Here is a 14,337-nt window from a genome sequence, read left to right on the forward strand (position 1 = left end):
AAGAAACAGAACAGTGAGAACTCTCCATGCGTGTAGATAACACAGCTAGCCATCAGAATGTCGACGAGCAAGAAATCGCTAAATTTGAGGCAGTTGCCTCTCGCTGGTGGGATTTAGAAGGTGAATTCAAACCTCTTCATCGCATTAACCCGCTGCGTCTTGATTACATTTTACAGCGCTCTGGCGGTATTTTTGATAAGAAAGTGCTGGATGTCGGCTGCGGTGGTGGAATTTTGGCCGAAAGCATGGCTCGGGAAGGAGCACACGTCACTGGTCTGGACATGGGCTATGAGCCGTTGCAAGTGGCTCGCCTACATGCGCTGGAAACCGGTACCAAACTGGATTATGTACAAGAAACAGTTGAAAGCCACGCGCAAGCACACCCACAACACTACGATGTGGTGACCTGCATGGAGATGCTCGAACACGTGCCAGATCCCGCCTCGGTTATCCGCGCCTGCGCTCAATTGGTCAAACCCGGTGGCCACGTATTCTTTTCAACTATTAACCGCAATACCAAATCCTGGCTGATGGCCGTGGTCGGTGCAGAATATATATTGAAAATGGTTCCGAAAGGCACCCATGATTCGAAAAAATTTATTCGCCCATCAGAACTTATCGGTTGGGTTGATCAAACCCTGTTGCGTGAGCGCCACATTATCGGGCTACATTACAATCCGATAACAGATCGTTTTAAGCTTGGCGGTAATGTTGATGTGAATTATATGGTGCATACTCAACGAGATAGCGAATAAACTCATCGCGTGGGGAGTATAAAAATCAAACAATACCCAATAGATTTCGCGTTGTAGCAAGGCGGCAACCGAACAAATTCCCAGAAGCTTAGTCCACTAAGTGACTGGGGTGAGTGAGGATAGCCAACACCGCTACGGCGCGAAAGATGAAGGGGATTTTCCTAATGTTTAATAAACCGGCAAACGATCCACTTTTTAAGATTTTCAGTAAAATCTTATCCCCCAAAGCGACAGTAGGTAAGATCCAGTGATGGCGCAGTCTGAGAGCGTTTCGTAACAATTCACCCCCAAGTTATCCACACAATTAAGCGTTCTTGTTCACTTGCCAAAAGCCGCAATACTCACTATCTTGTTATCTATCCACTACCCACCCCCTACATATAGTGTTTACATACTGAACAATACACTACAGCCTCAATGATTTTCGTAATCATAGAGAGTGTAAATTTGTGCTGTTTGTGCATGAAGAACGGGGATAAAAGGTCAAGAACACATGAACCAAAGCCTACTTGTTACTAAACGCGATGGCAGCAAAGAACGCATCAATCTGGATAAAATCCACCGGGTCATCGACTGGGCCGCAGAAGGTTTACATAACGTCTCGGTCTCTCAAGTAGAATTGCGTTCACACATTCAGTTTTATGATGGCATTAAGACTGCCGATATCCATGAAACTATCATCAAAGCAGCGGCCGATCTTATCTCGCGCGATGCGCCTGACTATCAGTATCTGGCTGCGCGTCTGGCTATTTTCCATCTGCGCAAAAAAGCTTATGGCCAGTTTGAACCGCCAAAACTCGTCGATCATGTCGCGAAAATGGTAGAAATGGGTAAATACGACAAGCATCTGCTGGAAGATTATACCGCAGAAGAATTCGAACAGATGGACACTTTCATCGACCATTGGCGCGATATGAACTTCTCCTACGCTGCGGTTAAGCAGTTGGAGGGTAAATATCTGGTGCAGAACCGCGTCAGCGGTGAGATCTATGAAAGTGCCCAATTCCTGTACATTCTGGTTTCCGCCTGCCTGTTCTCTAACTACCCGCGCGAAACTCGTCTCGATTACGTGAAACGCTTCTATGATGCGGTTTCAACCTTTAAGATTTCGCTGCCGACACCGATTATGTCAGGGGTGCGTACCCCAACTCGTCAGTTCAGTTCTTGTGTGTTAATCGAGTGTGGTGACAGCCTGGATTCTATCAATGCCACCTCCAGTGCCATTGTTAAATATGTGTCACAGCGTGCCGGTATCGGTATCAATGCGGGTCGTATCCGTGCGTTAGGTAGCCCAATCCGTGGTGGTGAAGCTTTCCATACCGGTTGTATCCCGTTCTATAAACACTTCCAGACTGCGGTGAAATCCTGTTCACAGGGTGGCGTGCGTGGAGGTGCTGCCACGTTGTTCTACCCAATGTGGCATCTGGAAGTTGAAAGCCTACTGGTGTTGAAGAACAACCGTGGTGTTGAAGGCAACCGCGTGCGCCATATGGATTACGGCGTCCAAATCAACAAACTGATGTATCAACGCCTGCTAAAAGGTGAAGATATCACCCTGTTTAGCCCATCGGATGTACCGGGGCTATATGACGCGTTCTTCGCTGATCAGGATGAGTTTGAACGCCTTTATACCCAATACGAACAAGACAGCAGCATCCGTAAGCAACGGGTAAAAGCGGTTGAGTTATTCTCTCTGATGATGCAAGAGCGTGCTTCGACTGGCCGTATCTATATTCAGAACGTTGACCACTGCAACACCCACAGCCCGTTTGACCCGAAAATTGCCCCCGTGCGGCAGTCAAACCTGTGTCTGGAAATTGCATTACCAACCAAACCACTCAATGACATCAATGACGAGAATGGCGAAATTGCGCTCTGCACCCTGTCTGCCTTCAACTTAGGTGCCATTGATAGCCTTGACGATTTAGAAGAGTTGGCGGTACTGGCTGTACGTGCGCTGGATGCCTTGCTCGATTACCAAGATTACCCTATTGCCGCCGCGCAGCGTGGCGCGATGGGCCGTCGCACCTTAGGTATTGGGGTGATTAACTTTGCTTATTACTTGGCGAAGAATGGCGTGCGTTATTCCGATGGCAGCGCTAATAACCTGACTCACCGCACCTTCGAAGCTATTCAGTACTACTTGCTGAAAGCCTCTAACGCGTTGGCTCGTGAGCAAGGTGCCTGCCAGTGGTTCAATGAAACCACCTATTCGCAAGGTATTTTGCCGATCGATACCTATAAGAAAGATTTGGATGCCATCAGCAACGAGCCACTGCACTACGATTGGGAAACGCTGCGTAACGATATTAAGACTCACGGCCTGCGTAACTCCACACTGTCTGCGCTGATGCCATCTGAAACGTCTTCGCAGATCTCGAATGCCACTAATGGTATCGAGCCACCGCGTGGTTACGTCAGTATCAAAGCCTCGAAAGATGGCATTTTACGCCAGGTTGTGCCTGAATATGAGCGTTTGAAAGATGCTTACGAACTGCTGTGGGATATGCCAAATAATGATGGTTACCTGCAACTGGTCGGCTTAATGCAGAAATTCGTCGATCAGGCGATTTCAGCTAACACCAATTATGACCCAACCCGCTTCCCATCAGGCAAAGTGCCGATGAAGCAATTGCTGAAAGATTTGCTGACCACCTACAAATTTGGTGTGAAGACCCTTTACTATCAAAACACCCGCGACGGTGCTGATGATGTGCAGGAAGATATTCAAAGTCAGCCGGGTGATGATGACTGTGAAGGCGGCGCATGTAAGATCTGATTTATAGTTCTGGCCCTACGCGATAATCGCAAATACGGTTATCGCCGGGCCATTCTTCATTTGCCCTTGCATTGTTGTCCCCTGAGGAAATCATGGCCTATACCACTTTTTCGCAAAATAAAAATAACCAGTTGCTTGAACCGATGTTCTTTGGTCAATCCGTTAACGTGGCGCGTTTCGACCAGCAAAAACACGCTATTTTCGAAAAACTGATTGAGAAGCAATTGTCATTTTTCTGGCGTCCAGAAGAGATAGATGTCTCCCGTGATCGTATCGATTACAACGCACTGCCAGATCATGAAAAACACATTTTTATCAGCAACCTGAAATACCAGACCTTGCTGGACTCAATTCAGGGCCGCAGCCCTAACGTTGCCTTACTGCCGCTTATCTCAATTCCAGAACTGGAAACCTGGGTGGAAACCTGGTCATTCTCAGAAACCATCCACTCACGCTCGTACACCCATATCATCCGTAATATCGTGAATGATCCGTCGATAGTTTTCGATGATATCGTGACCAACGAAGAGATCCTCAAACGCGCAAAAGATATCTCAGCCTATTATGATGATTTGATCGAAATGACCAGCTACTACCACCTGCTGGGGGAAGGCACCCATCAAGTTAATGGTAAAACTGTCGTCGTCAATTTGCATGAGCTGAAAAAACAGCTTTATCTGTGTCTGATGAGCGTCAATGCGCTAGAAGCCATCCGTTTTTATGTCAGTTTCGCCTGCTCCTTTGCTTTTGCGGAGCGCGAATTGATGGAAGGCAATGCCAAAATCATCAAAATGATTGCCCGCGATGAAGCCCTGCATTTAACCGGTACCCAGCATATTCTTAATTTGATGCGTTCTGGCGAAGATGACCCGGAAATGGCCGAAATTGCCGTAGAGTGCCAACAGCAGTGTTATGACCTGTTCGTTCTGGCCGCCCAACAAGAGAAAGAGTGGGCTGAATACCTGTTCCGTGACGGTTCCATGATTGGTCTGAACAAAGAGATTCTGTGTCAGTACGTGGAATACATCACCAATATCCGCATGCAGGCGGTGGGGCTGGGTGTGCCGTTTGCTACTCGAACCAACCCTATTCCGTGGATCAACTCCTGGTTAGTGTCTGATAACGTGCAGGTGGCACCGCAGGAAGTTGAAGTCAGCTCTTATCTGGTCGGTCAAATTGATTCAGAAGTCAGTGCTGACGACCTGAGTGATTTCGAGCTGTAATCCATGAAATCTATTATCAAGTTGAGCACCACCGGTGCTCGACTTAACCGGCCCGCGAACAGCCGTAACTTGCTAGAAACGCTTGAATATCATCAGGTACCCATCGAATACCAATGCCGCTCTGGCTATTGTGGCTCCTGCCGCCTGCGCTTGCTGAAAGGCGAAGTCTGCTATTCGCAGCAACCTTTAGCTTTTATTCAGGCCGGCGAGATCCTGCCCTGTTGTTGTCAGCCAAAAGGCGATATTGAAATCGAGCTTTAAGCAGATAGATAAATCAGCCAATCGGATTTCACCTATAATCAGCCTGTTGAATAGATGATATTTTTGCATCTGGAATTAAAATCATAGGGACAAAAGATGAAAAGACTGTCAATCGCCATAACCAGCCTGTTAATGGCCGCCTCTGCCAGCACTATTGCCGCTACTGAGCCACCACTTAATCAACAACAGCCGTTAGAGAAGATTGCGCCTTATCCTCAAGCTGAAAAAGGCATGAGCCGCCAGGTCATTTTCCTCGAGCCACAAGAAGACGAAAGCCGCTTCAAAGTTGAATTGCTGATAGGTAAAACCATTGAAGTTGACTGCAACCGCCATATGCTCGGTGGCAAGCTGGAAACCAGAACCTTGTCTGGCTGGGGCTTTGACTATTTGGTGATGGATAAAATCTCCGAACCGGCCTCAACCATGATGGCTTGCCCGGATAACACCCGCCGCCCACAATTTATCGCCGCCAATCTGGGGGACGCCGCTATGCAGCGCTATAACAGTCGCCTACCGATCGTGGTTTATGTACCAAAAGGAGTTGATGTGAAATACCGCATTTGGGAAGCAGGCAAAGATGTAAGAAACGCGCAGGTAAAATAAACGGTTCTGTCGCATTAAGACATCGTCAGGTAACATGCTGTTTTTTTTTAAGATGTTGCCTAACCATGTCTCTGATCCGAAACGCCTTTAAACGCCGGCATTATCCCGTTGATATCATCGTACAATGTGTTCGCTGGTATCTGGCTTATACCCTGAGCCTGCGCAATTTGGAAGAGATGATGGCTGAACGCGGTATTGCCGTTGACCATTCCACGTTACATCGTTGGGTTATCCGCTTGGTGCCCTTGCTGGATAAGGCGTTTCGTCGGCATAAACGTACCGTAGGTCGGCGGTGGCGAATGGACGAGACCTACATCAAAGTCAAAGGTCAGTGGAAATATCTGTACCAGGCGGTCGATACTGCAGGCCAGACCATCGACTTCCTACTCACCGCCAAACGGGACGCTGGGGCGGCACTGCGTTTTTTCCGCAAGGCTATTCGCCAACACGGCGAACCTGAGGTGGTCACCATTGATAAAAGTGGTGCCAATACAGCGGCTCTGGCTACACTCAATTCCAGCAAACCGGCGGAAGAAAGCATTACCGTCAGGCAGAATAAGTACCTGAATAACCTTGTGGAGCAGGATCACCGAAATATCAAACGGCGGATACGATCGATGCTGGGCTTCAAATCATTTAGACGTGCGCAGACGATATTGGCGGGCATTGAGTTAGTGCACATGATACGCAAAGAACAGCTTCAACATCCAACTGGTGACAGATTGTCACCGGCGGAAAAATTTTATCTGTTGGCCACCTAAATAACCGACAACGCAACTTTTGCCAACTTCATATCACTAATGCGACAGAGCCTTCTTGATAACGTATATCGGAGCAAGGCACTTTATTTTTTAAAGTATTTAGTATATGCAACTTTCAGGAAACACCATTAATGAGATAAAATATGTCTTCTTCATACAATATAGCAGGAAATAATTTATGATATTTTGGGTACGTATTTGTCTGGTAACATTAGTGTCAGCAGCATTTGGCTTCACATTTCATGTCTTATATGGAAGAGGATGGGTTTTAGACTACATGGATGCTGCAACTAAAGCAGGTAGGATGGATGGTCTTTTGCAGGAACCTTATCCTGTTTATATTGTAGTTATAGCTGCTTTAACTGCTTTAATCCCGACTCTGGGTAAAGTGTTTATTTGGTTATTTATTCGAGAGAAGCTACCTGGAAAAAATCTTCTAATCAAAGGAATGTGGTTTACTGTAATAATGATGATTGCTGACAGCGATTTGCTGCGTCAGTCTATAATGAATCTCCTTATAGGGATGCCTATAGATGTATGGTTTGTATACAGCGCTGAGCAGTGGATTATAGTACCAACTATGTGTTTTCTAATTGTTGCGCTATCTCCTAAGAATGAGGAAGGCTAACATGCTGTTTTTTATGATGTTACAACCCTATCAGTTAATAAATTCAATTCAAAAATGTTTCTGAATGGAGCAGGATTTTGGGGTAGGTCAAGCGTGAAGATCCGCCAGTTTGGGATAATTGGGGTAAAGCCAAGGGCAGCAGGAAGGGGAGATAATCCATGAGAAAATATTCCCTATCGTACGCTTCCGTACCATTGGACCTCAAACCCAGACTACTACAAAATATTCTTAACCATATCCAGCAGTAAAGAACTCCCCCCCATCTCAGTAAATCTATCTACACCGTGTGTACGCATATAGATAACCGATTGCCTCCACATGACAGGTTTATTAATATGCTCAGAGAGGTTTTTTATTACAGAGGATACGGTATACGGACAGGCCGTCCTATTGGAGATAACTGATATCGTGGGCGATGAAAATGAAAAGTCTTGTATATATTCCCCGAATTTTATAGCTGCGGAATTTAACATCGTACTATGAAAAGCACCACTCACTCTCAGTACAACATATTTAATTGCATAGTTATCGTAAAATATCTCTTCTGCCTGTTTAATACTCTCAATCGGCCCTGATATCACCCGCCAATTCCCAAACGAAATGCAACAAAGTGACCCACCGGTCAGGTACGGATAAAATAGCCGTATTGACCCTGTCGGAGACCCTGTTGCATGAAGGGAAAACATTTGACTCAGCATGAGCGCTTTTACATCGAAAAACGAAAAGCTGAAGGCGTTAATCAGTCCTGCATTGCCAGAGAGCTCGGCGTCTCTCGCTCTACGCTGAGCCGGGAGCTCAGACGTAATACGGACCCCGCCTTCAACGGACTTTACTCCTCCAGACGCGCTGATGCCTTCGCCAGACAACGGCGGGGCGCCACCTCGGCACACAATGCCTGTTTCCCTCTGGGCCAGCAGACACAAGACTTTCTCCGGCAGGCGCTGGCTGTACATACCTCCCCTGAGGTTATCTCTGGGAGACTGAAAATCCAGTTTGATATCGCCGTCAGCAAAAATACCCTCTACCGCTATATCCGTTCGGACAGACAGGCTGGCGGTAAGCTTTACCTTCAGCTCCCTCACCGGGGTAAACGCTATCGCTATGATACGGGTGAGCCCGGACGCACGCCCATCCCGGACAGGGTTGGCATTGAGCACAGGCCTGCTGAGGCTGAACTCAAACAGGTTCCCGGGCATGTTGAAATCGATACGATTTTTGGCAAAGACCAGAAGTCATTCCTGCTGACGGTCGTGGACAAAGCCACAAAGCAGGTCATTATCCGTAAACTCCCCAATAAGTGCGCTGAGAGCGTCGTGGAAGCGTTCAGGGACATCGTGGCGAATACTTTCTGTGAGTTTAAAACCCTGACGGCAGATAACGGACCCGAGTTTGCGAAACATAAGGACATCACTCAGGTAACGGGCGCAAAGGTTTACTTTGCCCGGCCTTATCATTCCTGGGAGCGGGGGTTGAATGAGCATACCAACGGTCTGATACGGCGGTTTTATCCGAAAGGAACCGATTTTAATGGCGTCAGCGATGAAGATATTGCGAGACTGGAGCACATCCTCAACACTCGGGGGCGCAAATCTCTGGAATACAGCTCACCGAATGAGGTATTTTTAGAGTATCTACTCGCTGCATAACGCATGATGGTTTGTTGCGTTTCGTTCGGGAATGGGGCACCATTTGTAAATCGGAGTTAATATTAGCTATCGAAATATCAAAAAGATTATTCTCCTCAAGGATTTGAGCCACTTCTTCAGCATTCAGACCAAGAACAGCAGCCATACCTCCCCCCTGACTTTCAGACATCAGCAAGGCTCTTTTTTTTACCAGACGCAATCCTGTTTCAAAGTCGAATACACCGGCGGCATGTAATGCATTAAATTCGCCAAGAGAATGACCCGCTAGAAATAATGGTAACGCCCCAGACTCATCAATATATCGACGATAATACAAAGCATTAACTGTATATAAAGCTGGCTGAACGTAAAGGGTGTTGCTAAACCGATCCGCAGGATAATCCAGAAAAAAATCACGAATACTAAACTCAGCAATTTCTTCAGCATCTGCCACTAATTTGGGGTAGATATCAAATATCGGAGCCCCCATGTCTGGACGCTGCGCCCCCTGCCCCGGAAATAAAATTGCATGATGTGATGCCATGTATCGCCCTCTTTACTGTGGTGGTGCTATAAAAATAGGTAATCTTTCCTATTTTAGTTCGGAAAATGGCCCCTCCGTAGGCCATAGTTCATAGATGTCTAAGCCTCTGAACTGCTCGTTACAAACATATCAATCAGGCCGTTTATAGATTTAATATTTTTTAACTCAGTACGTGGGATTTTTATTTTTAACTCTCTCATAGCACCTGAGACAACGGAAACTATGTCTAAGCTGCTTGCGCCATAGTCTGCCATTGATTTTTGCAAATCAATGTCATCTTCCTTGATACCATCGACAGAATTAATAATGTGTTTTTTCACAATATTAGCAATATATTCTCTATCCATAACATCCTCTCTTATTTATTAATAAAAATTTATTCTTCTCTGTTCCAAACAAGCTCAAACAACCATGACTCCCCATTGAGAAATATACCATCCGTGGATTTAAGAATTAACTTATCATACTCAAAAATAAAGTATCGGCGAAATTCAGTGCCAATTTGATTGGGAATTTTGCTATTTTCAATAAAATGCGTGACGATGTTTTTATCGTGATTCACATCGTAATGGCCACAATATGTTTCAAATTTAGGAAAATCTGCCACGATCTGTTCTGACGGGATAGCACGAATATCCTCCGTGCTAAATTGAGTTCTTTTACCTGATGCAATAAACACCATCATATATTGTTCGGTATAGGTCAACATACCAAACGGTTCACTACCTATAGGATAAATATGTATACCTCCACTGTTACCAACACAGGACTCAAGTTTCCATCGGCCAAGAAATGAGTTACCTTTGGAAATAGACATGATTAATACCTTTTAGGTTAAAGTAACGTGAATAATACCGAGCGATATGAGTTAACTCGGAGTAATATTCGTGATAGAGGAGATTCTCCCTCATTATTTCTCGACAAAATGAGTTTCAATCATTTCGATCCACTTGGTAAAGTTGTCAGTAAACATCCTGCCATTATCAACGGTGATGACCTGACCACGCACGGCATCCATTAATCCGCTGCAAAGAGCTACACTTACATTGCCAACAGCCTCAGGTTTGACAATGAAATCTGGATCAAATTTTCGAATAAATGTTTGTGCTTTTTTACCAAAAACCAATTCAAAGGCTTCTGTATCTACCACACCAGGTGAAATGCAGTTAATAATGATATTTTCCCGTGCACCAATGTATTTAGTTAATGTTTCCAATACCGCTTTCGATGCCGCAACATAATCATAGCCTGTTATATGGCAACTACGATGTCCTTCGGAAGTAATTGCAACTACATAACCAGGATATTGAAAAAAATATTGCTTAATGCAATCTATATAAGTGACAAGTGGCCAGGCGTTGTGTTCAATACTATCAAGCAGCCCCCTAAATTTATAAGTATCTTTAAATTGGGGAGCAAACGCAGCATTGAGAATAAGAATATCGATTCTTTTGTTTTCTTGAGCAATGGTTTCAATTAGCCGTATGGTTGTGTCTTCATCACTGATATCCGCCTGAAGGAAGATTGGACGATTGATATATTGAGAAAAATAGTTTTCAACTTCATCTAAATTGTCTCCCCAAAAATAAGTGCCATATACTTTTGCTCCCGCCTTAACAAAGCTTTCAACAGTAGCCCGCCCGATACCTTTCGTACCGCCAGTTACCAATACGGTCATTTCACTAAAGTTATTCAGCATATCTAACCCGTGTAATTGTCTTGTATTTGCTGTTCAATATTGCTTTGATTAAATGCAATATGGTGCATAAACGCCTCTATGGTGCTTGTTTCCTCTAGTGTTTTTCGTCTGTCGATAGACATGTATTTTTTTAATAACTCCAAGCTATGGCGTGGTTTTTCAGCAATGGCTGTAGCCAATTCAATGGCTTTTTCCATGACCGTGGCGCGAGGCAAAATATAATTGAAACAACATTTTCCTTTCAGCCCACAGCCTCTAAGATAGTTACCGGTGACCATCATTTCAAAACCGGTATAGTAACCAAATGCCGCCTTACTCATGGCGGTTGATCCCATCCCTGGGGTGAAACCCATGTTCATAAATGACATGCCATAGCGGCTCTCTTCCGCCGCGACTAAAATATCCGCATATAAACCTAAGACTAATCCCCCACCTGTAGCACTGCCTTCCATCGCAGCAATAACTGGGATCGGTATATTCAGAAAGTTCTTGAGGTGATTGGCATACTCATGCTCAATATTAGTTTTGTAGTGTGTGATTAGGCTTTGTAAAAACGCCTCGGTTCCACCGGTACAAAATATATCAGGCAATCCGACTAAAATAAGTACTTTAATGGTTTTGTCTTTCTTTATCGTGTCGATAATACCATGCAACTGTAAACAGAATTCATCATCAATGGCATTATTGTTGACTGGATCGTTAATATGCATAAAAACGATGCCTTCATCAATTTTTCTTAAATAGAGTTTTTTCATATTTGTCATCCGCATATTCATCATTAAACAACTTGATGTTTTCTAAATACTGACATATTTTTTCTATGGTCTGAGAGTCATTTAATTTTTTCACCAGAAGATGTCCACCTAAATCCAGCCTTTCGTCGAAAGAATGATGTTCCGTCAACAGTAACTTACTTTCTTTTATAGCGGATGTTGGAACGCGAGATAGCTTCTTACTCATAACTTGAATATCTTGGTCTAAGTTTTCCAGTATATTTACCTGATCGATTAAACCCCATTTTAGGGCTTGTTTTGCCGAAATAACACTTGAACTCCATACGAAGTATTTAAGATGATGAGGCCTAATACGTTCAAGTAAGCAAGACATGGCTATTGTTGGTGTAATTCCAAATGTGACTTCTGGCAAACTAAAAGAAGCAGTATCGCTCGATAGAATAAAATCGACGACTGACAGTAAGGCAATTCCCCCCGCGATAACATTTCCTTCAACCTTAGCTAATACTGGCTTATGGCTACTCCTTACCATTTTTAGGATAGTGCAGAACTGTGACACAAAGTTGGCGTCATAATCGGTAGAAATATACGTAAGATCCATACCCATACTAAAGTAGGTAGGCCCGCCCGTAAGCACAATAACGTTATAGCGCTCGTTATTTAGCGCAGAGATAAAGCGGCTTTCGAAGTCGGCTAATGAATTGGGATTAAATTTGATAGGTACAGTGACATATTCATGCATAGCAATAACTCCGTAAGTGGTTATCAATACGCTCAAGAATAAGGAGCCCACTCCCGCTGTAATGTTGTGTATACCAGTCCTGTAAGTTGTCCCTGTCTAAGCTATAGTCTTTACCTTGCATTTGTGCACTACGCGCATTTTCCAGTTGCTCGTATGCCGCTATATCCAATATTTTCCGTTGGGCAAGCAATATGTCCAATGCCGTACCTTGCTGTTGCGCAATCTCTAACGCTTGATCCCCGACCTGCATACTGAAATACTCAGCACAGGACCCTGAACCATAAGAGTAGACCCCAATTCGATCACCTGGTTGAAGCTCTGGTGCTTTTACAATCAGTGAAAATAGGGAAAGAAAAATACTGCCACAATAGGTTGCCCCTATTTCTTGCGAATAATATAGAGAAGGCATAACTTTTTGTTTAAATAAAGTAGCGAATGCCTCTTTTCCAAAGAGCCCTTGGAGTTCTAATAATATTTTATGTGCTTCTTTACTAATTCCAGGGAAAGGGACGTGGTATAAATTATAATTGAAGTAGGCACTCTCTCGAGCATCAGGTGTCTGTTTACAATATTCCTCGAAAGCATTTTCGAGTCCATCCATATAAGAGAAAAGACTGGCTTCTACATCGAAAGCGACCTCTTTCCAAGGAAGAGGACGAATAACATCCGTCACTTCATGAGTATGAATACCCGATTTCCCCGTTTCAATGACCGCAAAAAGAGGATTATTTGAGATAAGCAAGGCAATAGCCCCAGCGCCAAGGCTATACTCCATCTTTCCGTGGCAAATCATGTTATTACTGATATCCACATTGATCAATAGCACTTTCTTACCGTGATTAAGACCGGATGATATCCATGACTCAGCCATTTTTAATGCCGCCGCTCCGGCATGGCAGGCAGATTTCAGTTCAAAAACACGGCAAGTAGCAGGCAGTCTCAAATAGCGGTGCGCCCAAGTACTTATAGCCTTTTCCTGGTCTAAGCCTGACTCTGTTGCAATAATAAATAAACCAATATCCGAACGGTCCTGATCGTTGAGCATATCTTTGGCACTATTGACTGCAAGGGTGACCGCATCTTCCCACTGTGGTACTAAACTGCGCTTTATAACCATTAAAGATTCTTGAATGTATTTGTTGTCTCCACCACGTGCTTGTGCCAATTCAGATAACTTCAGCACCAAGCTACTTGGGTAGATACGGATTTTTCAATACCAATATTATTCATTAAGGTATCCCGAAGTTAATAAACCCAGTCAATGCCACCGGTCACACTGAAAACCGCGCCGTTTACATAACTACTTTCTTTAGCTACAAGAAATAAAATGACCTCAGCTACTTCACTGGGGGAACCTAGCCTTCCCACTGGCGCATGTTGAGCAAAAAAATTCTTAATACCCTTAATGTCATTTCCAATAATTTCGGTATCAATTAAGCCTGGGACAACAACATTGGCCGTAATACCGAAACGTCCATATTCCTTCGCCGTTGTTTTAGTTAACCCGACCAAACCGGCTTTTGATGCAGCATAAGCCGCTTGTCCTGATGACCCATCTTTAGCGAGGGAAGATAGAGTGACAATGCGCCCATATTTATTGGCAAGAAATAAAGGCAAGAAATAACGAATGAGATAGAACGAGCCACTTAAATTGGTATTAAGTACTAAAGCCCAATCTTCATCAGTCATCGAAACCAAATTGCCAGGTAAATCTATCCCGGCATTGCAAATAACCGCATCAAAATTGCTAAAATCGGCGAGAAGGCAGTCACCTACTGACTCTACTGCGCCGCTGTCGGTAACATCGAGTTCATAAGCGCGACATAATTATTGTGGGAACTGTGCGGCGGCGATATCAAGAAGTTGTTGTGCGCCATCCCTATTATTATAGTAACTAAAACCAACATTCCAGCCTTTGCCTAAAGCCGCAATGACCACACTCCGTCCAATGCCACTGGCACCACCGCTGATAAAAAGGTTCAT

General features: G+C 44.4%; 13 protein-coding genes and 4 pseudogenes. 8 read left to right on the forward strand and 9 right to left on the reverse strand.

Annotated features, from left to right (window positions below; translation table 11 throughout):
• Positions 1 to 26: 26 nt before the first annotated feature.
• The 7 genes from ubiG (at position 27) to ACWJJO_RS14955 (ending at position 7,010) form a co-directional block, all read left to right on the forward strand.
• Entirely contained in the window at positions 27 to 755 is a 729-nt protein-coding gene (ubiG, locus tag ACWJJO_RS14925; protein ID WP_372559445.1) for a bifunctional 2-polyprenyl-6-hydroxyphenol methylase/3-demethylubiquinol 3-O-methyltransferase UbiG, read from the forward strand.
• Between the two features lie 493 nt (positions 756 to 1,248).
• Positions 1,249 to 3,534 (forward strand): class 1a ribonucleoside-diphosphate reductase subunit alpha, encoded by a 2,286-nt coding sequence (gene nrdA, locus ACWJJO_RS14930; protein WP_083158299.1) that lies wholly within the window; start codon positions 1,249 to 1,251, stop codon positions 3,532 to 3,534.
• Positions 3,535 to 3,626: 92 nt separating this feature from the next.
• The gene (gene nrdB, locus ACWJJO_RS14935; RefSeq protein WP_083158298.1) at positions 3,627 to 4,757 is read left to right on the forward strand and encodes a class Ia ribonucleoside-diphosphate reductase subunit beta; all 1,131 of its coding nucleotides are present in this window, start codon (positions 3,627 to 3,629) and stop codon (positions 4,755 to 4,757) included.
• Positions 4,758 to 4,760: 3 nt separating this feature from the next.
• Positions 4,761 to 5,018 (forward strand): class I ribonucleotide reductase maintenance protein YfaE, encoded by a 258-nt coding sequence (yfaE, locus tag ACWJJO_RS14940; RefSeq protein ID WP_372569367.1) that lies wholly within the window; start codon positions 4,761 to 4,763, stop codon positions 5,016 to 5,018.
• 96 nt (positions 5,019 to 5,114) lie between these two features.
• Positions 5,115 to 5,621: a serine protease inhibitor ecotin gene (gene eco / locus ACWJJO_RS14945; RefSeq protein WP_372569368.1), complete on the forward strand. Its 507-nt coding sequence runs from the start codon at positions 5,115 to 5,117 to the stop codon at positions 5,619 to 5,621.
• Positions 5,622 to 5,686: 65 nt separating this feature from the next.
• Positions 5,687 to 6,382, forward strand: a complete 696-nt coding sequence (locus ACWJJO_RS14950; protein WP_481091194.1) for an IS6 family transposase — start codon at positions 5,687 to 5,689, stop codon at positions 6,380 to 6,382.
• A 178-nt stretch (positions 6,383 to 6,560) separates the two neighbouring features.
• Entirely contained in the window at positions 6,561 to 7,010 is a 450-nt protein-coding gene (locus ACWJJO_RS14955; RefSeq protein WP_083158295.1) for a hypothetical protein, read from the forward strand.
• A 215-nt stretch (positions 7,011 to 7,225) separates the two neighbouring features.
• On the opposite strand, the pseudogene ACWJJO_RS14960 reads toward ACWJJO_RS14955, so the two are convergent.
• A pseudogene (locus ACWJJO_RS14960) lies at positions 7,226 to 7,591 on the reverse strand (ACP S-malonyltransferase); the annotation flags it as partial.
• A 90-nt stretch (positions 7,592 to 7,681) separates the two neighbouring features.
• Here ACWJJO_RS14960 and ACWJJO_RS14965 point away from each other — a divergent pair.
• Positions 7,682 to 8,656, forward strand: a complete 975-nt coding sequence (locus ACWJJO_RS14965; protein ID WP_481091195.1) for an IS30 family transposase — start codon at positions 7,682 to 7,684, stop codon at positions 8,654 to 8,656.
• 37 nt (positions 8,657 to 8,693) lie between these two features.
• On the opposite strand, the pseudogene ACWJJO_RS14970 reads toward ACWJJO_RS14965, so the two are convergent.
• From ACWJJO_RS14970 to ACWJJO_RS15005, 8 genes and pseudogenes are all read right to left on the reverse strand, one after another.
• Positions 8,694 to 9,179: pseudogene (locus tag ACWJJO_RS14970) on the reverse strand (acyltransferase domain-containing protein); the annotation flags it as partial.
• A gap of 98 nt (positions 9,180 to 9,277) precedes the next feature.
• Positions 9,278 to 9,526: an acyl carrier protein gene (locus ACWJJO_RS14975; RefSeq protein ID WP_083158293.1), complete on the reverse strand. Its 249-nt coding sequence runs from the start codon at positions 9,524 to 9,526 to the stop codon at positions 9,278 to 9,280.
• Positions 9,527 to 9,555: 29 nt separating this feature from the next.
• Positions 9,556 to 9,996, reverse strand: coding sequence for a lipocalin-like domain-containing protein (locus tag ACWJJO_RS14980; RefSeq protein ID WP_083158292.1), 441 nt, complete (start codon positions 9,994 to 9,996; stop codon positions 9,556 to 9,558).
• Positions 9,997 to 10,089: 93 nt separating this feature from the next.
• Positions 10,090 to 10,878 (reverse strand): SDR family oxidoreductase, encoded by a 789-nt coding sequence (locus tag ACWJJO_RS14985; protein WP_372569369.1) that lies wholly within the window; start codon positions 10,876 to 10,878, stop codon positions 10,090 to 10,092.
• 2 nt (positions 10,879 to 10,880) lie between these two features.
• A complete protein-coding gene (locus tag ACWJJO_RS14990; protein ID WP_481091196.1) occupies positions 10,881 to 11,633 on the reverse strand; it encodes a polyketide synthase in 753 nt (250 codons plus the stop codon).
• Positions 11,605 to 12,354 carry an enoyl-CoA hydratase/isomerase family protein gene (locus ACWJJO_RS14995; protein WP_083158289.1) on the reverse strand — a complete coding sequence of 250 codons (750 nt, stop codon included), beginning with the start codon at positions 12,352 to 12,354 and terminating at the stop codon, positions 11,605 to 11,607. The genes ACWJJO_RS14990 and ACWJJO_RS14995 overlap by 29 nt, the downstream gene beginning before the upstream one ends.
• Positions 12,347 to 13,584 (reverse strand): annotated as a pseudogene (locus tag ACWJJO_RS15000) (hydroxymethylglutaryl-CoA synthase family protein). Before ACWJJO_RS15000 ends, ACWJJO_RS14995 begins: the two are co-directional and overlap by 8 nt.
• Positions 13,585 to 13,599: 15 nt before the next feature.
• Positions 13,600 to 14,337: pseudogene (locus ACWJJO_RS15005) on the reverse strand (SDR family NAD(P)-dependent oxidoreductase).

It is taken from the genome of Yersinia antarctica (assembly GCF_056636475.1).

What these genes read in the sequence shown, in the direction of transcription:
- ubiG (WP_372559445.1), top strand. Translation starts at nt 27, where the DNA reads ATGCGTGTAGATAACACAGCTAGCCATCAGAATGTCGACGAGCAAGAA.
- nrdA (WP_083158299.1), top strand. Translation starts at nt 1,249, where the DNA reads ATGAACCAAAGCCTACTTGTTACTAAACGCGATGGCAGCAAAGAACGC.
- nrdB (WP_083158298.1), top strand. Translation starts at nt 3,627, where the DNA reads ATGGCCTATACCACTTTTTCGCAAAATAAAAATAACCAGTTGCTTGAA.
- yfaE (WP_372569367.1), top strand. Translation starts at nt 4,761, where the DNA reads ATGAAATCTATTATCAAGTTGAGCACCACCGGTGCTCGACTTAACCGG.
- eco (WP_372569368.1), top strand. Translation starts at nt 5,115, where the DNA reads ATGAAAAGACTGTCAATCGCCATAACCAGCCTGTTAATGGCCGCCTCT.
- ACWJJO_RS14950 (WP_481091194.1), top strand. Translation starts at nt 5,687, where the DNA reads ATGTCTCTGATCCGAAACGCCTTTAAACGCCGGCATTATCCCGTTGAT.
- ACWJJO_RS14955 (WP_083158295.1), top strand. Translation starts at nt 6,561, where the DNA reads ATGATATTTTGGGTACGTATTTGTCTGGTAACATTAGTGTCAGCAGCA.
- ACWJJO_RS14965 (WP_481091195.1), top strand. Translation starts at nt 7,682, where the DNA reads ATGAAGGGAAAACATTTGACTCAGCATGAGCGCTTTTACATCGAAAAA.
- ACWJJO_RS14975 (WP_083158293.1), bottom strand. Translation starts at nt 9,526, where the DNA reads ATGGATAGAGAATATATTGCTAATATTGTGAAAAAACACATTATTAAT.
- ACWJJO_RS14980 (WP_083158292.1), bottom strand. Translation starts at nt 9,996, where the DNA reads ATGTCTATTTCCAAAGGTAACTCATTTCTTGGCCGATGGAAACTTGAG.
- ACWJJO_RS14985 (WP_372569369.1), bottom strand. Translation starts at nt 10,878, where the DNA reads ATGCTGAATAACTTTAGTGAAATGACCGTATTGGTAACTGGCGGTACG.
- ACWJJO_RS14990 (WP_481091196.1), bottom strand. Translation starts at nt 11,633, where the DNA reads ATGAAAAAACTCTATTTAAGAAAAATTGATGAAGGCATCGTTTTTATG.
- ACWJJO_RS14995 (WP_083158289.1), bottom strand. Translation starts at nt 12,354, where the DNA reads ATGCATGAATATGTCACTGTACCTATCAAATTTAATCCCAATTCATTA.